This is a genomic window from Roseateles sp., assembly GCF_044373315.1.
Classification (GTDB): domain Bacteria; phylum Pseudomonadota; class Gammaproteobacteria; order Burkholderiales; family Burkholderiaceae_C; genus JACDQM01.
On record NZ_JBILQK010000043.1, the window covers coordinates 15,537 to 33,244 of the forward strand.

Genomic DNA, 17,708 nt, shown 5'->3' on the forward strand with positions numbered 1-17,708 from the left:
CAGGGGCTCTCAATGGCGCTTGGTACTGGGCGGCAATGTGGCCTGGTAGTCAGCGAAGAAGGGGGCGAGGGCGGCCATGCGGCTCTCTGCCTCGGCTTGGCTGTAGTGGCGTGCGACTTCAGTGTAGACCGAGCCGCGCAGATGCCAGAAGTCCCGCAGGCACCGGGCCCGGCCTATGCTGCGCTCCAGCTCATCGGTGTTGTGCAGGCCGCGCAGGCATGCCATGAACTCGCTGCGCAGCTGCGGCAGCAAGGTGGCCTTGAGCGCCGGCTTGGACAGGCCGCCCCAGGGGTCAGGCTCGCCGGGCAGCCAGCGCAGCAAGCTCTGCAGCAGCGAGTCACCGGAGCGCTGCTGCGCCAGCGGCATCGGTGCGCTGGGCAATGTGCTCTCCCCCAGATCCTGGCGGGCCGGGGCCGGCCGCCTCCAACGAGTCAAAAGTGCATTCAGCATGGCTTGAGCCTTGTTCTGTCTTGGGTCGAACCGCCTTGACCTCCGGGCATTGCCGACCTTGCACATTGATTTTCGGCAAAGCCAGGCGGCGCTGAAGGCTGGAATAGCGCAGACTTGCCGCCCCAGATCGGATGTGCCCGCGGGGTGTGATCGATGCCACGGCCGCCGCAGGCTCGGCGCCATGCCAGGAACTGGGCGGGTTTCGTCGGCCTAATCGGGAACCTCGGCAGCAGGCCCGCCACTACCATCGAGATCAGCCACAGCTTCGTGCCGACCTGGCCCCTATCGTCATGGACATGTCCCAGCCCAGCCCTCAGACTCTTGGTGTTCCCGCCGCACTTGTGCCGCGCTGGGAGCAGCTGCTGTCCGCTGCGCGCGCCGGCACCCTGGGCCTGGGCGAACTCATGGAAGCGGCCAACACCCTGCAGACGCAGGGCTTGGCAGAGGCGACGGTTCAGCTCTATCAGGCCTGGATCGCCGCGGCCAAGGCGCCGCAGCTGGCCTATGTGCCGGTGGCCTGCTACAACCTGGGCACCGTGCTGGGCGGCGTGCAGCGCCACGCCGAGGCCGAACAGGTCTATCGCCGGGCGCTGGCCCTGAAACCCGACTTCACCCAGGCTCGACTCAATCTGGGGCACCAGCTGGAGCATCTCGGCCGGCTGGAGGATGCACTGGCCGAGTGGCGTGCGGTTGCCGACCTGAGCTTGCCGCTGGATGGCTTGGGTGCCGATGCCTTGGAACTGCGCCTGCATGCCCTGAACAATATGGCGCGCCTGCTGGAGCAGGAGAAGCGCTTCGCCGAAAGCCAGGCCCTGATGCGCCGCAGCCTGGAGCTGAAGGCCGACCAATCGGACGTGATCCAGCACTATGTGCACATCCGGCAGAAGCAATGCGACTGGCCGGTGTATGAGCCCGTTGGCGAGGTCACCCACAACCAGTTGCTGACGGGCACCTCCTTGCTGGCGATGCTCAATGTCAGCGACGAGCCGACGCTGCAGTTGCTGACTTCGCAGCGCTTCGTGCTTGAAAAAGTGGTGAAGTACAAGGAGCGGCCCTACCACCAGCTGCATGCCAAGGGCCAGCGGGACGGGCGCATCAAGATCGGCTATCTCTCGGGCGATCTGTGCATGCACGCCGTGGGCTTGCTGACGGCTGAGCTGTTCGAGCTGCAGGACCGCAGCCGTTTCGAGTTGCATGCGTTTTGCTGGAGCCGCGACGATGGCAGCCCGCTTCGGGCGCGCATTCTGGCGGCGATGGACAAACACCATCGCCTCAAAGGCTTGTCCGATGAAGCCGCGGCGCGTCTGATCGCCGAGACCGGCATCGATGTGCTGGTCGACCTCCAGGGCCTGACCAGCGGCGCACGCCCCAACATACTGGCCTACAAGCCGGCGCCGGTTCAGGTGGGCTATCTGGGTCTGCCTGCGACCTCGGCCCTGCCAGGTGTCGAGTGGATCATCGCCGACCGCTATGTCATGCAGCCGGAGTACCTGCCCTACTGCAGCGAGAAGCCGATTTACCTGGAGAACCACTGCTACCAGAGCAGCGACCGCAAACGTGAGGTCGGTCCGGCGCCGACACGGGCGCAGTACCAGTTGCCGGAGGAAGCCTTCGTCTTCGCGTCCTTCAACAACAACCACAAGTTCACCGAAGAGATGTACCGGTGCTGGATGCGAATCGTCCAGCAGGTGCCCGGCAGCGTGTTGTGGCTGCTGGCAGACAACGAGTGGACCCGGGCCAATATGCTTCGCGTCGCCGCTGAACATGGCGTTGCCGAGCAGCGCCTGATCTTCGCGCCGCGCGTCGCGCCGGCTGAATACATCGCCCGCTTTGCGTTGGCCGACCTGGTGCTGGACACCTTTCCCTTCAATGCAGGCACGACCGCCAGCGATTGCCTGTGGGCCGGCGCGCCCATCCTCACGCGCTCGGGTCGCAGCTACATCTCGCGCATGGCCGGCAGCCTGCTCACGCATGTCGGCTTGCCTGATCTGATCACCGAGTCGCTGGAAGAGTACGAGAAGCGTGCGGTGCAGATAGGCCGCAATCCTGCGCGCGCGGCTTCTTACAAGCGTTACTTGCGCGAGCACGGCCGCGGGTCCAGACTGTTCGACATGCCCGGCTTCGTGCGCGAGCTGGAAGAGAAGCTTGAAACCCTGGCCCTGGAGCGGCGCCGCCGCCCCTCCGTCTGACCGAGCGCGCAAAGGCTGAAAGAGCAACGTGACTCAGCGACATGATCCCTTCTTCGATGGCGCCGAGGGCGCCAAGCGAGCCGGCACGCCCAGCCTCTATCTGGCGGCCGATGGGAGCAGTGCGCCTGAGCCGCAGGAAGGCGCGCCGGATTGGCAGGAGCAGGTGGCTGATATCGGCGATCCGCTGCTGCATGCGCTGGTCTGGCTGACGCGCCATCACGGCCGCGCACGTTCGGCCGCATCGCTGCGCTCAGGCGTGCCGGTCGACGGTGCGCTGAGCCCCGACCAGGCGATGCGGGTGATGCGCGAGGCTGGCTACAACGCCGGCCTGGTGCGCAAGAAGATCGGCGACATCAGCCCGCTGCTGTTGCCGGCGGTGATGCTGCTGGACGGCGGAGATGCCTGTGTGCTGGTGCGTCGGCTTGAGCCCGCCGAAGCCGGCCAGGAGAGCCAGTACGAGGTGGTGTTCCCTGGCGCGGATGCCAACGTCTGCACCGCCAGCGCTGCGGAGCTGGAGCAGGAGTACAGCGGCTTCATGCTGCTGGTCAGCCTGCCTGAGACCACCCAGGCCAGCCGCGGCAGCAAGCCGCTGCTGGAGATCGGGCCGGACGGCCACTGGTTGTGGGGCACGCTCAAGCGTTTCATTCCCTACTACCGTGCGTCGATGACGGCCGCCGGCCTGAGCAATCTGCTGATGCTGATGATTGGCCTGCTCACCATGGTGATCTATGACAAGGTCATCCCGAATCAGAGCTTCGTGACGCTCTGGACCATGGCCATCGGTGCTGGCCTGGCCCTTGCGTTTGACTTGTTCGCGCGACAGCTGCGGGCGCACCTGATCGACGTGGCCGGTCGCAAGACCGATCTGATCATCGGCTCCAAGCTCTTCCGCCAGTCCTTGGGCGTGCGGATGGAGCACAAGCCGGCGTCGGCGGGTTCTTTCTCGCACACCCTCGGTCAGATTGAAAGCGTGCGGGACTTCTTCTCGTCCGCCAGCGTTTCCATCGTCACCGACCTGCCGTTCGTCTTCATCTTCGTGGCCATGACCTTCGTGGTCGGTGGACCGCTGGGTTGGGTGGTGCTGCTGGCCATTCCGCTGATCCTGGGCATCACCTGGGCGGTGCAGGGCGCCTTGCGCAAGGCGATCAACACCAATATGACGGAGACGGCGGATCTCCATGGCACCTTGGTCGAGGCCGTCGAAGGCCTTGAGGATCTGAAGAGTTCCGGCGCAGAAGGCCGCTTCATCCATCGCTATGAGACCAGCAATGCCATCGCTGCCGAGTCGGGCGCACGGTCCCGTTTCTGGGCGAGCCTGAGCAACAACCTGACGATGACAATGCAGCAGCTGATCACCGTGGTCATGCTGGTCTGGGGCGTCTATCTGATTCACGACAGCATCATCAGCTCCGGCGCGCTGATCAGTGCGGTCATGTTCGCCGGCCGCGCCATCGCGCCGATGAGCAGCCTGATCATGCTGGCCGGGCGCTACCAGGGCGCACGTGCGGCGCTGGTGGCGCTGAATGACCTGATGGCCAAGCCGACCGAGCGGGAGCCCGGGCGCAACTATGTGCCTTTGGCGAGCATCACGGGCCGTGTCGGGCTTCATGATGTGGGCTTCTCCTATCCGCTGCAGGGCGAGGGCACGGCGCCCAAGGTGCTCAAGGCCGTTACCCTGCGCCTGCAGGCGGGCGAGCGGGTTGCGGTGCTGGGCCGGATCGGCAGTGGCAAGTCCACCGTGCTGCGCCTGCTGGGCGGCCTGTATCAACCGACCGAAGGCATGGTCGAGGTCGATGGCATCGATTTGCGTCAGGTCGATCCGGCCGAATACCGCAGCCGCATCGGATTCGTTTCGCAGGACCCCCGGCTGTTCCATGGCACCTTGCGGGACAACGTGCTGATGGGGCGCAGCCAGATCGATGCAAGCCGCATGGTGGAAGTGGCCCGCCTGACCGGACTGGACCGGGTGATTGCCGCCCACCCGATGGGTTGGGATCTGCCCGTGGGCGAGATGGGTAGCCTGCTGTCAGGCGGCCAGCGGCAGCTGGTGGCCCTGGCGCGCAGCCTGGTGACCAAGCCGCAGATCCTGCTGATGGACGAGCCCACCAGCTCGATGGATGCGCAATCCGAAGTGGCTTTCCTGCGCCAGCTGCGCGATGCCGCGACGGACTGCACCTTGGTTGTGGTCACCCATCGACCCGCTGTGCTTGAACTGGTGACCCGGATCGTCGTGATGGACTCCGGCCGCCTGGTGATGGATGGTCCGCGTGACCAGGTGCTGGCGGCCCTGTCCGGCGTGCGCCCGACTGCGCCGGCCGCTGAGGCGGGCAATCTGCACATGCATCCTGCGGCTCAGCCGGTGCAGCGTTCAGCGTCCGTGTAGCTGCAGTCCCCGCGAGCGTTTGCATGAGCATCAGTCAGAAAGAAGGCCAGTTCCTGAGCGCCCTTGCGGCCGCCCAAGTCGACGAGCCGCTGCCCCGAATCACTTCCGTGCTCTACCTGCTGCTGGCCGTGGTGGTCAGCGCAGTCGTCTGGGCGTCCCTTGCCAAGGTCGATCAGGTCAGCCGTGCGGATGGCCGCATCGTGCCTGATGGCCGCGAGCAGGTGATCGCCAGCGCCGAGCTGGGCATCTTGCGGGAGCTGCTGGTGAAGGAAGGCGATCGCGTCGAGGCCGGGCAGGTGCTGGCAAGGCTGGACCCCACCCGCGTCGAGGCCCAGCAGAACGAAGGCGAAGTCAAGCGCCTGGCCCTGAAGGCAACGCTGGCACGCCTGACGGCCGAGGCCTCGGGCAGGCCGTTGCGCTTCCCGCCAGAGCTCCGGGGGCAAACGGGTCTGGTTTCGGCCGAAACCGAAGCCTATGAGGCCAGACAGCGGCTGCTCGACGAGGCGGTGAGCAGCATCAATCGAAGCTCGGCCTTGCTGCAGCGCGAGCTCAAGATTTCCAAGGACATGGCCGCGCGTGGGCTGATGTCCGAGGTGGAGGTGATGCGGCTGGACCGGCAAGTCAACGAGCTGGTGCAGCAGCGCGCCGAACGTGTCAGCCGTTTCCGGCAGGAAGCCAGCTCTGAACTGGTTCGCCTTCAAAATGAACTGGCCATGCAGGACGAGCAGAAGGTGGTGCGGGACGATGCCCTGAAGCGCACGGTGCTGGTGTCGCCGGTGCGCGGCATGGTGAAGAACATCCGCGCCAACACCCTGGGCGGGGTGGTGACGACCGGAGCACCGGTGATGGAGATCGTGCCGCTGACGGATGCGGTGCTGGTGGAGGTGCGGATCAAGCCAGCCGAAGTCGGCTTCGTCCGCGTGGGGCAGGATGCGCGCGTCAAGCTGGCCGGCTTCGACTACAACGTGTTCGGCGGACTCGAAGGGCGTGTGGAGTACATCAGCCCGGATGCATTGGGCGAGAACGATGCCAAGTCGGCCGACGGCCGCTACTACCGCGCCCTGGTGCGCTCGGAGCGCAGCACCTTGCGCTACAAGGGAGAAGCAGTGCAGGTCATACCGGGGATGACGGCGCAGGTCGAAATCAAGACTGGTGAGCGCACGGTGATGAGCTTCCTGCTGCGACCCATGCTGCGCAGCCGGGAGGCCATGCGCGAGCTCTGATGGCCAGCTCCGGACTCGAATCGGCTGAATCCGGCGGCCTCGAGGGCCTTGGCAGCAGCTGCGCCGCTTTGGAATCGCTGATCTAGCCCGTCGCGCTTGAGTTGTTCCGGGCTTCATGCTGGCGCTGCTGTGATGAAGTAGCGGCCATGAAGCGCGAACCCTCCAACCCTCGTCAGCCCGCAGTCGCAAAGGCCAAGCTGCTGCGCTCTGTGCTCACCGTTGCAGCACTGTTGTCGACAGCCGGCAGCCTGGCTGCCGCCCCGGCGAAGGCCAGCCCTGGTGCGCGCGCAGCACGTCCTGCGGCGCTTGAAGCGCCTGCGCCGGCCGGTGCCGAGGTGCGCCAGAGCCGGTGCGGCGAGGAGGACGCCTTGCCCTCGAGCAGCGTCCGGGACGCCAGCATGATCGACACGGCGGTGGTGGATCCGCGCACGCAGCTGCAGCAGCTGGTGCAAAGAGCGCTGGAACGAAGCCAGTCGGTTGGCGCGGTGACCTTGCTGGCCCAGGCAGCGCGCAATGATTGGGAAGAGACCCGCGCATCCCGGCTTCCCCAGGTCAACCTCGGCGGCACGCTGGCTCAGACCGGGGTGAAGTCCGGAGATCTGCCCTTGACATCAGGCAGCAAGGGGACAATCAGTGTCAACGTCAGCGCCCCCTTGTTCGATTCCGGGCGCCTGGAGAAACTGGCGGCCTGGCGCAGCCAGCTCGCCGAGTCCGCCCGCCTGGGCTTGATCAACACCGAGCAACAACTGGCCCTTCAGACCGTGGCGCTGGCCATGGACAGAAGCCGTTTTCAGCTGCAGATCCAGATCTACGGCCAGTACGTCCGCAAGATGGCCTGCCTTGTCGACGCGCTGGAGATCATCGTCAAGGCAGACCGTGGTCGCTCCAGCGAACTGGTGCAGGCGCAGAAGAACCGCCAGCAGGCTGAACTCTCGGTGGAGCAGACCCACTCGGCGCTGCGGCAGACCGAGATCAGGCTCAGGCGCATGGTTGGCGATGAGTTGCCGCCCAGCGCCAGCTATTCAGCCTTGCTTACGCAGGTTCCTGATCTGGCCGAGATGCAGCGCGACATCGAGAGCTCGCCCGAGGTGGCGCAGCTGGCCGCGCAACAGCAGGCACAGTCTCGCTATGCCGAGTCGGTGGCTGCCGGCTACCGGCCGCAAGTCAACCTGCTGCTCAATGGGGCGGCGATCGTCGGGCAAGGCAAGGGCGCTGATGTGCTGGCTGGCGTCAACGTCAGCATGCCGCTTTTCAACGCCGGTGCTGATCCCGCCATCAGCGCCGCACGCAAGCGGGCCGAAGCTGTGCGCTTGCAACGCGAGGACACGATCGAAGCCCGGCGCTACCGTCTGGCCGACATTCATGAGTCCGCAGTTTCCGCCTTTGATCGATCGCGGCGCATCGTCGAGATTCTGCGCGGCAGTGATCGGCTGAGGGCTGCAACGCTGCAACAATGGCAGCAGCTGGGGCGACGTTCCTTGTTCGATGTGATGGGATCCGAGGCCGACTACTACGGCCTGCGGGTCGCGCATGTGAACGCGATCTTCGACGGCCAGCAAGCCGTGGCGCTGATGTGGTCGATGGGCCGCGGCGTGATGACCCCACTTCGCTGATTCCACCCATGAGCCCTCAATTCAGTTTCGTCGTCGCGACGCATCTTCGGGCTGCGCTGCTGCGCCGCTCTCTGGGCGCCATCCTGGCGCAGACGCTGCAGGACTTCGAGATCATCGTTGTCGCTGATGCGCTGGATGCCGGCACCGCCGCCGCTGTCGCAGAGCTGCTGCGGCCGCAGGATGTCTTCATCAAGCGCAATGGCCGGCCCGGTCCCGCGGAAAGCCGCAATGCCGGCGTGCGCGCGGCGAAGGGCGAGTGGGTGCTGTTCCTGGACGACGACGACAGCCTGGAGCCGCATCATCTGGCTACGCTGGCGGCCGCGATCCTTGCGCAGGGTCCGCAGGTCCAGGTGCTGTTCTCCGACATCCAGGTGGTCAAGGAAAACCGCAGCGAGGCCGGCATCGAGTTTCTGCAGCGCGAAGCGGTGCCGTTGGGCCATGTGCCGGTCGAGACCCTGCACCTGAAGAATTTCATTCCCAACAATGCGCTGGCCTTCCGCCGCACCCTGCTGGAGGGTTGCGAGGTCGATCCGCATCTGGCCTCGCAGGAGGACTGGGACTTCCTGCTGGCGGTCTGCGCCAAGGCCATGCCGCGCCACTATGCCGGTGGCGGTGCCATCGTCCACAAGGACGTCAATCCCGGCACGCGCCGCGGCAGCTCGGAAAGCTCCAACGACCTGACCGTGGTGCTGGACTTCCTGCACATCTACCGGCGCTGGCCGGCGCCCAGTGAGGCCTGGCGCGAGCAGCGCAAGGCGCTGATCCGCAGCGTTGGGCTGGATCTGCCGCAGAACTGGTTTTGAGGCGGGGCTTGGCCGCGCTGGCCAGCGCCGCGGCTGCGGCGCCGCGTCAGGCGGCCATGTCGGGGTAAATCACGTCAGTCTCTTCGTCGTGCAGCGGGAAGACCCGCGGACCACGGAAGAAGCTGCTCTCGCTGAACGCAGCCAGGCTATGGCCATTGGCGGGTTGCACGGAATTCAGCAACTGGGCCACCAGCGCACGATTGGCGTCGGGGGCCGCCGGGCTGTTGAGGATCGCGTCCATCACGCTGGCCATCACCCAGGGGTCGACCTCCTCGCGCAAGCCCAGGCCTGCCTCGGCGCTGGTCGTCTTGATCCGGAAATGGTAGTGCCCCATCGCCAGAAGGCGGCGCGTGAGCTCGGGCACCTGGCTGCGGCGCGACTCGATGCCGCGCGCACGCGTGAAGCTGAAGAAAGGCAGCGGCCTGCGCTCAATGTCGCTGAGTGTCAGCGCCTGCCAGATGTCGTTCGGGTAGTTGACGTGCGGATGCTCGGGGTCGTAGCGATCACGCATGAGCTGCAGCAGGTCGCTGGAGAACAGCGAGTTCGCACCGCTGGCGAAGGTCAGGCCGGCGAGCTCGGGCGGTGAGTTCAGACGCGCCGGCGAGCCGGCGAAGCAGCCGCTACGCGGCAGCTGGTCCAGCAGCGCGCTCAGGCCGCGGAAGTCGATCACCGAGGTGACCGTGGTCTGGAACAGGAAGAAGGGCTCCGGATGCTGGCGCAGCAGGTAGTCGTAGACGGCCATCTGGCGATAGATGGTGTTGCGGTTCTCCTGGCTGGACCAGATGCCCGAGGCCGCGTAGCCGGCCTGCGCAGCGGGGCTGCTGTTGCCGTCGCCGATGCCGACCACGAGATCGTAGCCATCGTGCCGTACCTCGCCGCGCGGCAGTGCCATGCTGGAGCGCGCGAACACGGCCTTCACGCCCGGATAGTGGGTCAGGAAGAACTGCCACAAGGCGCGCGCGCGGGTGAATACCGGCAGCTCGTCGCCGTAGCCGAAGTAGACGATCAGGTCGGGGCGACCGGCGCTCTTGAAGGAGCGGCGCTGCTGTTCCTGCGGGCTGGGCGCGGCGCTGTCCGCGGCTTCAGCCTGAACCGGTGGGAACTCGATCTTCAGGGTGCCCAGGTTCTGGCGCAATGTCACCGGGCCGGCACTGTCGGCGGGCGCACGCAGGCGCAGGTCCCAGTCCAGGATGCGGGTAACCGTGTCGACAAAGCACTCGCTGGAGAAGGGATAGGCCTGCGTGCCGTTGAGGAAGCGCTGGATGCGGTCCAGGTAGGCACCGTGCTGTTCGGCCGTCATGCCGGTAAGCACCTTGTAAAGCTCCGGGTAGCTGCCGAAGCGCCGCAGGTCGATGAAGCAGTCGGAGGGAAGCCAGCGCTCAATGTTCGGGGCGCCGCCATATACAGGCACTGTGCCGGCGCGCAGACAGTCAAGCGCCTTCTCGGTGATGTAGCCGGGAATGTTGCGCGCGTTCTCGTAGCAGATCGAGAACCGGTACTGGGACAGCGTGTCGAGCTTGTCCTGCACCGGGCCGCGGTAGCTGGGAAATGCGGCCTCGTCCCAGCCCATGCCGTAGAGGTCGAAGTCGGCCGGCGCGTTGTGCTCGAACCAGCGGATGGCGCGCACCCGCTCTGAGTAGAGCTCGTTCGGATGCACCGAAGCCTTGGCGCCGGCGATGACGGTGGCCAGCTTGCGGCGCTCGAACAGGCTCTTCAGCGTGCTGAAGTCATAGGGGCGCTGCAGGTCGGCAGCGAAGTTCACCTTGATGTAGCGGTCGCCGTCCACCAGTGCATCGTTCCAGGTCAGCACGCGGTCGAACTGGCGGTGATAGCTGGCGTCCCAATTATCCGGCTTGATGACGTCGCACTCGAACAGCATCAGGTACTTCTTGATCGGCGCGCGCATCAGTGCGTCGATCAGCGGCCGGCCAGGACGCGGCCGGTCCATGAAGATCACTGCATCCAGATCGCTCGGGCTATGGATCTGGTCCAGTGTCACGAACTCGATGCCCTGGGCCTGGCCATGTGCGTACAGATCGCACCAAGGTTTGAGCAGATTGGCGCCGACCGACGTGTTCGGGTTCTTGAACAGGAAACCGTCGCGTGTGATTTCTTCGTAGTAGTTCCAGACGCCGACACGAATGCGCTGGCGCGCGTCAGTGCTGCGGTTGACGGGTTCAATCATGGGGTCGTCCAGGGCTCGTGGGTTCAGCTTGCAAGAGACGAGAAGCGCTCGATGGCGCGCTCCGTAATCTAACGGCAAGCCAGAAGCGCCGAGGCCGGGAAAAGCAGGGTGTATGCCGGGCACGGAGCCGTCATGGCAGGCCTGTGTCCGCTGCCGCCCAAACTGGCACCATGCACCGGGACTGGCCCTGCTGAATTCAGCTGCAAGGCAGGGCTTATTCGGCGCCTTGTGCCCCCGGGCTTCGAGATTAAGATGCCCGGCAACTGGTGCTGCTGTCCGCTTGTACAGCACCCCTTTGCAGGCGCGCCTCATCCGTGATCGAAGAGTCCCTCATTACCCTCGCGAATCGAAAGCAGTTCCAGGCGCCGGCGCATGTCAGCCTGCTGGATGCAGCACGCTCGGCCGGCCTGGTGCTGGAGCATGGCTGCCGTACCGGTCGCTGCGGCAGCTGCCGGGTCCAGGTGCTGCGTGGCCAGACACGCGCACTGCTGGACGACGCGGTGCTGTCGCCCGAGGATCACGCAGCCGGCTGGGTGCTCAGCTGCGCGAGTGCGGCGCTGAGCGATCTTGAGCTCGATGCCGAGGACCTGGGCGCCGCTGCGGCGATCACCGTCAAGACCTTGCCGGCGCGCATCGCAGGGCTGGACCGGCCGGCGCCCGATGTGCTGCGCCTGCAGCTGCGCCTGCCGCCAGGCAGCCGCTTCGACTATCTGCCTGGCCAGTATCTGAACGTGATCGGCCAGGGCGGTGTGCGCCGCAGCTACTCGCTGGCGGCCGCACCCCGAGCCGATGCGCCGCTGGAGCTGCAGATCCGGGCGGTGGAGGGCGGTGTCCTGAGTCGCTACTGGTTCGAGCAGGCCCGGCCCAATGATCTGCTGCGCCTCGAAGGCCCGCATGGCAGCTTCTTCCTGCGCGACGTGGCCGGGCGCGATGTAGTGTTCCTGGCCACCGGCACCGGGATCGCACCGCTCAAGGCCATGCTGGAGTCCCTGTCCAGCCTGCCGGCCGAGCAGCAGCCGCGTTCGCTACAGCTGCTGTGGGGCGGCCGTCTGCCGGCCGACCTGTACTGGCAGCCTGATGCGATGCCGGCCTGGTTCAGCTACACACCGGTGTTGTCCCGTGCTGATGCGGGCTGGGCAGGCGCACGCGGTCATGTGCAGGAGGTGCTGCTGCAGCAACGGACCGACATGCAGGGTGTGGCCGTCTATGCCTGCGGCTCGCTGGCCATGATTGAATCGGCCCGCCGCCAACTCCTGGCCGCGGGGCTGAACGCCCGCGACTTTCATTCGGATGCCTTTGTCAGCGCCTGATCTAGAGGGAATGAAGCCAATATGAAAGCAGTGATTCTTGCCGGCGGTCTGGGCACGCGACTCAGCGAGGAGACGGCCACCCGGCCCAAGCCCATGGTGGAGGTTGGCGGCAAGCCCATCCTCTGGCACATCCTGAAGATGTACTCGCACCATGGCATCAACGACTTCGTGATCTGCTGCGGCTACAAGGGCTATGTCATCAAGGAGTTCTTCTCGAACTACTTCATGCACACCTCCGACATCACCTTCGACATGCGCTCCAACCGCATGGAGGTGCACCACAAGCGCGCCGAGCCCTGGAACGTGACACTGGTGGATACCGGCGACCATTCGATGACGGGCGGGCGCATCAAGCGCATCTCCAAGTACGTGGAGCTGGACGAGGCCTTCTGCCTGACCTACGGTGACGGCCTCAGCGATGTGGACATCAGCGCCAGCATCGACTTCCACCGCAGCCACGGCAAGCTCGCCACGCTGACCGCGACCTACCCGCCGGCTCGTTTCGGTGCGCTGGAACTCAAGGACCGTCAGGTGATGAGCTTCAATGAAAAGCCGCGTGGCGAAGGCGGCATGATCAACGGCGGTTTCTTTGTGCTGAGTCCTGCGGTTCTGGAACTCTTGAAGGACGACTCGACGGTCTGGGAGCAAGAACCGCTGAATCGCCTGGCCGAGCAGGGCGAGCTGATGGCTTTTGGGCACGAGGGTTTCTGGCAGCCGATGGATACGCTGCGCGATAAGCAGTTGCTGGACGAGCTGTGGTCCAGCGGCCGCGCACCCTGGAAGCAGTGGGAATGAGGCACGGTACGGTCGACCCCGAGTTCTGGCGAGGCAAGTGTGTCTTGCTGAGCGGGCATACCGGCTTCAAGGGCAGCTGGCTGGCGCTTTGGCTGCAGTCTATGGGCGCCGAAGTGCATGGCTTGGCGCTGGAGGCACCGACCACGCCGGCCCTGTTCGCCGAGGCCCGTGTCGCCGCGGGGATGGCTACCTCGACCATCGGCGATATCCGCAACCTCGCCGCGGTGCAGCGGGCGATGGCCGCCTGTCGCCCCGAGATCGTGCTGCATCTGGCCGCCCAACCGTTGGTGCGCCTTTCCTACCAGGAGCCAGTCGAGACCTATGCGACCAATGTGATGGGCACTGTGCACATTCTGGAGGCAGCACGCCAGGTCGGCACGGTGCGGGCGATCGTCAATGTGACGACCGACAAGTGTTACGAGAACCGTGAGTGGGTCTGGGGCTATCGTGAGGATGAGCCCATGGGCGGCCACGACCCTTACAGCAACAGCAAGGGCTGCGCCGAGCTGGTCACCAGCGCTTATCGCCGCGCCTTCATGGCCCAGGGCGGGATCGCCCTTGCCAGCGCCCGCGCTGGGAATGTGATCGGTGGCGGCGACTGGGCTGCCGACCGTCTGGTGCCCGATGTCTTGCGCGCCTTTGAGAAGGGCGAGCCTGTCCAAATCCGCAACCCGCATGCGACGCGGCCCTGGCAGCATGTGCTGGAGCCGCTATCCGGCTACCTGATGCTGGCCGAGCGGCTCTACCTTCAGGGCCAGACCCATGCCGAGGGCTGGAATTTTGGCCCGCGTGATCAGGACGTTCAGCCGGTGCAGTGGATCGTCGAGCACCTAGTGGCCCAATGGGGCCGTGGCGCTGGCTGGACGTTGAGCGAAGGCGAGCACCCGCACGAGGCGAACTACCTGAAGCTTGACATCTCCAAGGCCCGACACGGTCTTAGCTGGGAGCCGCGGTGGAACCTCGGCCAGGCGCTTGAGCGCATTGTCGAGTGGCACCAAGCCTGGCTGACTGGCCAGGACATGCAGGCTCTGTGCCTGCAACAGATTACGACATACAGCAGCGATCTATGAGCACTCCTACCGCCGTCTTCTTCAATCCCCAACTCGACAAGCTGCGCAGCCAGATCGCCGATCTCGTCCAGCAGTACGCCGACATCGCCTTCGCGCCCAAGCCTTTCGTGCCAGGCGAGTCCGTCGTGCCGGTTTCCGGCAAGGTGATCGGTGCAAGGGAGTTGCAGTTGATGGTCGAGTCCAGCCTTGACGGCTGGCTCACGACCGGCCGCTTCAACGCGCAGTTCGAACAGCGCCTGGCGCAGTTCCTCGGCGTCAAGCATCTGATCACGGTGAACTCGGGCTCTTCGGCCAATCTGGTGGCGTTTTCAGCGCTGACCTCGCCGCGCCTGGGCGAGCGGGCCATCAAGCCTGGCGACGAGGTGATCGGCGTGGCCGCCGGCTTCCCGACCACGGTCAACCCGATCCTGCAATTCGGCGCCGTGCCGGTGTTCGTGGACGTGGATCTGGCCACGCACAATATCGACGCCAGCCTGATCGAGGAAGCCATCACGCCCAAGACCAAGGCCATCATGCTGGCCCACTCGCTGGGCAACCCCTTCAACCTGGATGTCGTCACCGCGCTGTGCAAGAAGCATGGGCTGTGGCTGGTCGAGGACTGCTGCGACGCGCTGGGTGCCACCTACAAAGGCCAGATGGTCGGCACCTTCGGCGATATCGGCACGCTGAGCTTCTACCCCGCCCACCACATCACGATGGGCGAGGGCGGTGCGGTGTTTACCAACAACGCCGAACTCAGGCTGATCGCCGAATCCTTCCGTGACTGGGGGCGCGACTGCTACTGCCCGCCCGGCAATGACAACACCTGCAACAAGCGTTTCTGCTGGAGCAAGAAGGAGCTTGGTGGCGATCTGCCGGACGGCTACGACCACAAGTACACCTACAGCCACCTCGGCTACAACCTGAAGATCAGCGATATGCAGGCCGCCTGCGCGCTGGCGCAGCTGGACCGTCTGGAAGAGTTCATCGCCAAGCGCCGCGCCAACTTCGCCTATCTGAAAACCCGCCTGCAGAGCTGCGCCGAGTTCCTGCACCTGCCCGAGGCCACGCCGGGCTCGGATCCGTCCTGGTTCGGCTTCCCGCTGATCCTGAAGGAGAGCAGCGGCGTGCAGCGCGCCGACCTGATCAACTTTCTGGAGCAGAACAAGATCGGCACGCGACTGCTGTTCGCCGGTAACCTGACGAAGCAGCCCTATATGGCCGGCCGCAACTTCCGTGTCAGTGGCAGCCTGAGGAACACCGATATCGTGATGAACCAAACCTTCTGGCTGGGCGTCTTTCCCGCGCTCGACGAGGAGAGGCTTGATTTCATGGCGACCCAGCTCGAAACCTTCTTCGGCGTCGGCTTCTGACTATGTTGGGCGAGCGCATGTTGGACATCTGGGCCGGGGACGTCGCGGCAGTGGCCGCACACGCTCTACCTTGGCAACGGCTTGGCGGCTGCCGCGTGCTGGTAACCGGCGCCGGCGGTTTTCTAGGTGGCTATCTGGTGCGGAGCCTGCTGGCGCTGCACCGCCTGGGCAAGGTGGACAAGCCCGTGCAGGTGGTTGCGATGGTGCGTGATGCTGCGCGTGCCCGCACCCGCCTGGCGGACATCTGCGGCGACCCGCATCTCGAACTGCTCGAATGGGACTTGAGCCGCATCGCCGTGCCCCAAATCGGCCCCTGCCATTACGTGCTTCATGCGGCCAGCCAGGCCAGCCCGCGGTTCTACGGCAGCGACCCGGTCGGCACCCTCTTGCCGAATGCAGTCGGCACTGCAGCTCTGCTTGAGGCGCTACAAACCCAAAGCCCTGATCCGCGCGGTTTTCTGTTCGTCAGCAGCAGCGAGGTCTATGGCTCGGTGTCAGGCGATGCTTCGCTGCCGGAAACGCACTTCGGCACGTTGGACCCTGCGACAGTGCGCGCCTGCTATGCCGAGAGCAAACGCCTGGGTGAGACCCTGTGCGTGGCATGGAGCTACCAGCACAAAATCCCGACTTTCATAGTTCGGCCCTTTCACACCTATGGGCCGGGCTTGCAGGCCGACGACGGCCGCGTGTTCGCCGACTTTGTCTTCAATGTGCTGCGCAACGAGAACATCGTGATGTTGAGTGACGGTGCGGCTCGCCGCGCCTTCTGCTACGCCTCGGACGCCATCGCCGGTTTCTTCACCGTGCTGCTGAAGGGCGAGAGTGCTCTGCCCTACAACGTAGCCAACCCGGCCGGCGAGCTCTCCGTGATGCAGTTGGCCGAGTTGATGGTGGGCTTGTATCCCGAGAAACAGTTGATGGTCGAGCGCCGCGCGCCGCCCGGCAGTACCAGTTACCTGGCCAGCAGCTTCAGTCGCCTGGTGCCGGACGTCCACCGGCTCGCCGCTCTGGGCTGGACCCCAACCGTCACGCCCGCCGAGGGCTTCCGCCGCATGATCGAGGCATATCCAGCATGAACCCAATCAAACTGCAGGACCTGAAGGAACAGTTTGGCGCCGGCGCTCTGTCCAAGCCTGATTTCATCCGTCAGGCCCTGGAAGTGCATCGCCACCTGTTCGACTACGTCGCGATCACAAACCATACCGATGTGCACGAGATCAGCATCACTCCCGAGGGTGTCAGTTTCGTGATGGGCGAGGAACGCATCCGCCTGTTCGCGCCGGCCGAGGAGGCGCGGGTCGCGCCGATCGAGGTGATGAACTTTGGCCGCTACGAGCCCGAGGAAACGCGGGTGATGGACCTTCTCTCGGCCGGCGCACGCGAGATACTCGACGTCGGCGCCAATATCGGCTGGTATGCGGTGCGTTTTGCGATGCGCCAGCCCAGTGCGCGCGTTCATGCCTTTGAGCCGATGCCGCAGGCCCATGCCTTCCTGCAGCGCAATATCGCGGCCAATGGCGTCGGCGAACGCGTCACCAGTTACAACTACGGCCTGTCCGAGGCCTGCGGCAGCTTTGAATTCTTCATCGCGCCGACTGGCGGCACCAATGCCTCGCTGCTGAACGTTGCCGGCGCCGCCGACGCGCGCAGCGTGATGGGTCTGACCCTGACGCTGGATCAATGGGTGCGGAACCAGCAGCTCAAGCCGGACTTCATCAAATGCGATGTCGAGGGCGCCGAGCTCTTGGTGTTCCGCGGCGGCCGTGAGACGCTTGCGCGTGACAAGCCCCTTGTCTTCGCCGAGTTGTTGCGCAAATGGGCCAAGCCCTTCGGCTACCACCCCAACGATATGCTCGCATTCTTTCGTGAGCTGGGCTATCGATGTTATGCGGTTGGTACGGCCGGCGTTCGTCGCCTCGACGAGGTCAGCGACCAGACGCCCGAGACCAACTATGCCTTCGTCCACGCCGAGGTGCATGGCGCGGCAATTCAAGCCCTTGAGGCCTTGAAGTGATGACGAGCGACGCTGGTACTTTCGCGCTGGCCCAGCGCATGCGAGCCCATGCACTGCGCATGGTCCAGCGTGCGCGCGCCTCGCACATCGGTTCAGCGCTGTCGATCTGCGACATCGTCGCCGTGCTCTATGGCCAGGTGATGCGCATCGATCCGCGCCGGCCCGACTGGCCCGAGCGCGACCGCTTCATCCTTAGCAAGGGCCATGCCTGCGTGGCGGTCTATGCCGCGCTGGCCGAGACTGGCTTCATCAGCGAAGCGGAGCTGCTCAGCTACGGCCAGGATCACTCGATGCTGATGAACCACATCAGCCACAAGGTGC

Annotated in this window: 13 protein-coding genes and 1 pseudogene; 12 read left to right on the forward strand and 2 right to left on the reverse strand. The window is 65.2% G+C overall.

The window, feature by feature from the left end; genetic code table 11:
- Nucleotides 1-9: 9 nt before the first annotated feature.
- Nucleotides 10-450, reverse strand: coding sequence for a hypothetical protein (locus ACIQ67_RS11570; protein ID WP_397534518.1), 441 nt, complete (start codon nucleotides 448-450; stop codon nucleotides 10-12).
- A gap of 296 nt (nucleotides 451-746) precedes the next feature.
- Between ACIQ67_RS11570 and ACIQ67_RS11575 the strand changes: the two genes are divergently transcribed.
- The 5 genes from ACIQ67_RS11575 to ACIQ67_RS11595 all read left to right on the forward strand — a co-directional run bounded on the left by ACIQ67_RS11575 (nucleotide 747) and on the right by ACIQ67_RS11595 (nucleotide 8,661).
- Nucleotides 747-2,639, forward strand: a complete 1,893-nt coding sequence (locus tag ACIQ67_RS11575) for an acetylglucosamine transferase (RefSeq protein WP_397534519.1) — start codon at nucleotides 747-749, stop codon at nucleotides 2,637-2,639.
- 28 nt (nucleotides 2,640-2,667) lie between these two features.
- Complete coding sequence (locus tag ACIQ67_RS11580; RefSeq protein WP_397534520.1) at nucleotides 2,668-5,022, forward strand: type I secretion system permease/ATPase; 2,355 nt, start codon at nucleotides 2,668-2,670, stop codon at nucleotides 5,020-5,022.
- 23 nt (nucleotides 5,023-5,045) lie between these two features.
- Nucleotides 5,046-6,245, forward strand: a complete 1,200-nt coding sequence (locus tag ACIQ67_RS11585; protein ID WP_397534521.1) for an HlyD family efflux transporter periplasmic adaptor subunit — start codon at nucleotides 5,046-5,048, stop codon at nucleotides 6,243-6,245.
- A gap of 146 nt (nucleotides 6,246-6,391) precedes the next feature.
- Nucleotides 6,392-7,858, forward strand: a complete 1,467-nt coding sequence (locus ACIQ67_RS11590; protein WP_397534522.1) for a TolC family protein — start codon at nucleotides 6,392-6,394, stop codon at nucleotides 7,856-7,858.
- Between the two features lie 8 nt (nucleotides 7,859-7,866).
- Nucleotides 7,867-8,661, forward strand: a complete 795-nt coding sequence (locus tag ACIQ67_RS11595; RefSeq protein WP_397534523.1) for a glycosyltransferase family 2 protein — start codon at nucleotides 7,867-7,869, stop codon at nucleotides 8,659-8,661.
- A gap of 46 nt (nucleotides 8,662-8,707) precedes the next feature.
- On the opposite strand, the gene ACIQ67_RS11600 is transcribed toward ACIQ67_RS11595, so the two are convergent.
- Nucleotides 8,708-10,846 carry a glycosyltransferase family 10 domain-containing protein gene (locus ACIQ67_RS11600; protein WP_397534524.1) on the reverse strand — a complete coding sequence of 713 codons (2,139 nt, stop codon included), beginning with the start codon at nucleotides 10,844-10,846 and terminating at the stop codon, nucleotides 8,708-8,710.
- Between the two features lie 314 nt (nucleotides 10,847-11,160).
- Between ACIQ67_RS11600 and ACIQ67_RS11605 the strand changes: the two genes are divergently transcribed.
- The 7 genes and pseudogenes from ACIQ67_RS11605 to ACIQ67_RS11635 form a co-directional block, all read left to right on the forward strand.
- A complete protein-coding gene (locus tag ACIQ67_RS11605) occupies nucleotides 11,161-12,156 on the forward strand; it encodes a 2Fe-2S iron-sulfur cluster-binding protein (RefSeq protein ID WP_397534525.1) in 996 nt (331 codons plus the stop codon).
- Nucleotides 12,157-12,177: 21 nt separating this feature from the next.
- A complete protein-coding gene (gene rfbF / locus ACIQ67_RS11610) occupies nucleotides 12,178-12,951 on the forward strand; it encodes a glucose-1-phosphate cytidylyltransferase (RefSeq protein ID WP_397534526.1) in 774 nt (257 codons plus the stop codon).
- Nucleotides 12,948-14,021, forward strand: coding sequence for a CDP-glucose 4,6-dehydratase (gene rfbG / locus ACIQ67_RS11615; RefSeq protein ID WP_397534527.1), 1,074 nt, complete (start codon nucleotides 12,948-12,950; stop codon nucleotides 14,019-14,021). Before rfbF ends, rfbG begins: the two co-directional genes overlap by 4 nt.
- Nucleotides 14,018-15,373 (forward strand): lipopolysaccharide biosynthesis protein RfbH, encoded by a 1,356-nt coding sequence (gene rfbH / locus ACIQ67_RS11620; protein ID WP_397534528.1) that lies wholly within the window; start codon nucleotides 14,018-14,020, stop codon nucleotides 15,371-15,373. Before rfbG ends, rfbH begins: the two co-directional genes overlap by 4 nt.
- A 17-nt stretch (nucleotides 15,374-15,390) precedes the next feature.
- Nucleotides 15,391-16,449, forward strand: coding sequence for an NAD-dependent epimerase/dehydratase family protein (locus ACIQ67_RS11625; RefSeq protein ID WP_397534529.1), 1,059 nt, complete (start codon nucleotides 15,391-15,393; stop codon nucleotides 16,447-16,449).
- Entirely contained in the window at nucleotides 16,446-17,387 is a 942-nt protein-coding gene (locus ACIQ67_RS11630; RefSeq protein WP_397534530.1) for an FkbM family methyltransferase, read from the forward strand. Before ACIQ67_RS11625 ends, ACIQ67_RS11630 begins: the two co-directional genes overlap by 4 nt.
- Nucleotides 17,387-17,708 (forward strand): annotated as a pseudogene (locus ACIQ67_RS11635) (transketolase); the annotation flags it as partial. The gene ACIQ67_RS11630 and the pseudogene ACIQ67_RS11635, both read left to right, overlap by 1 nt.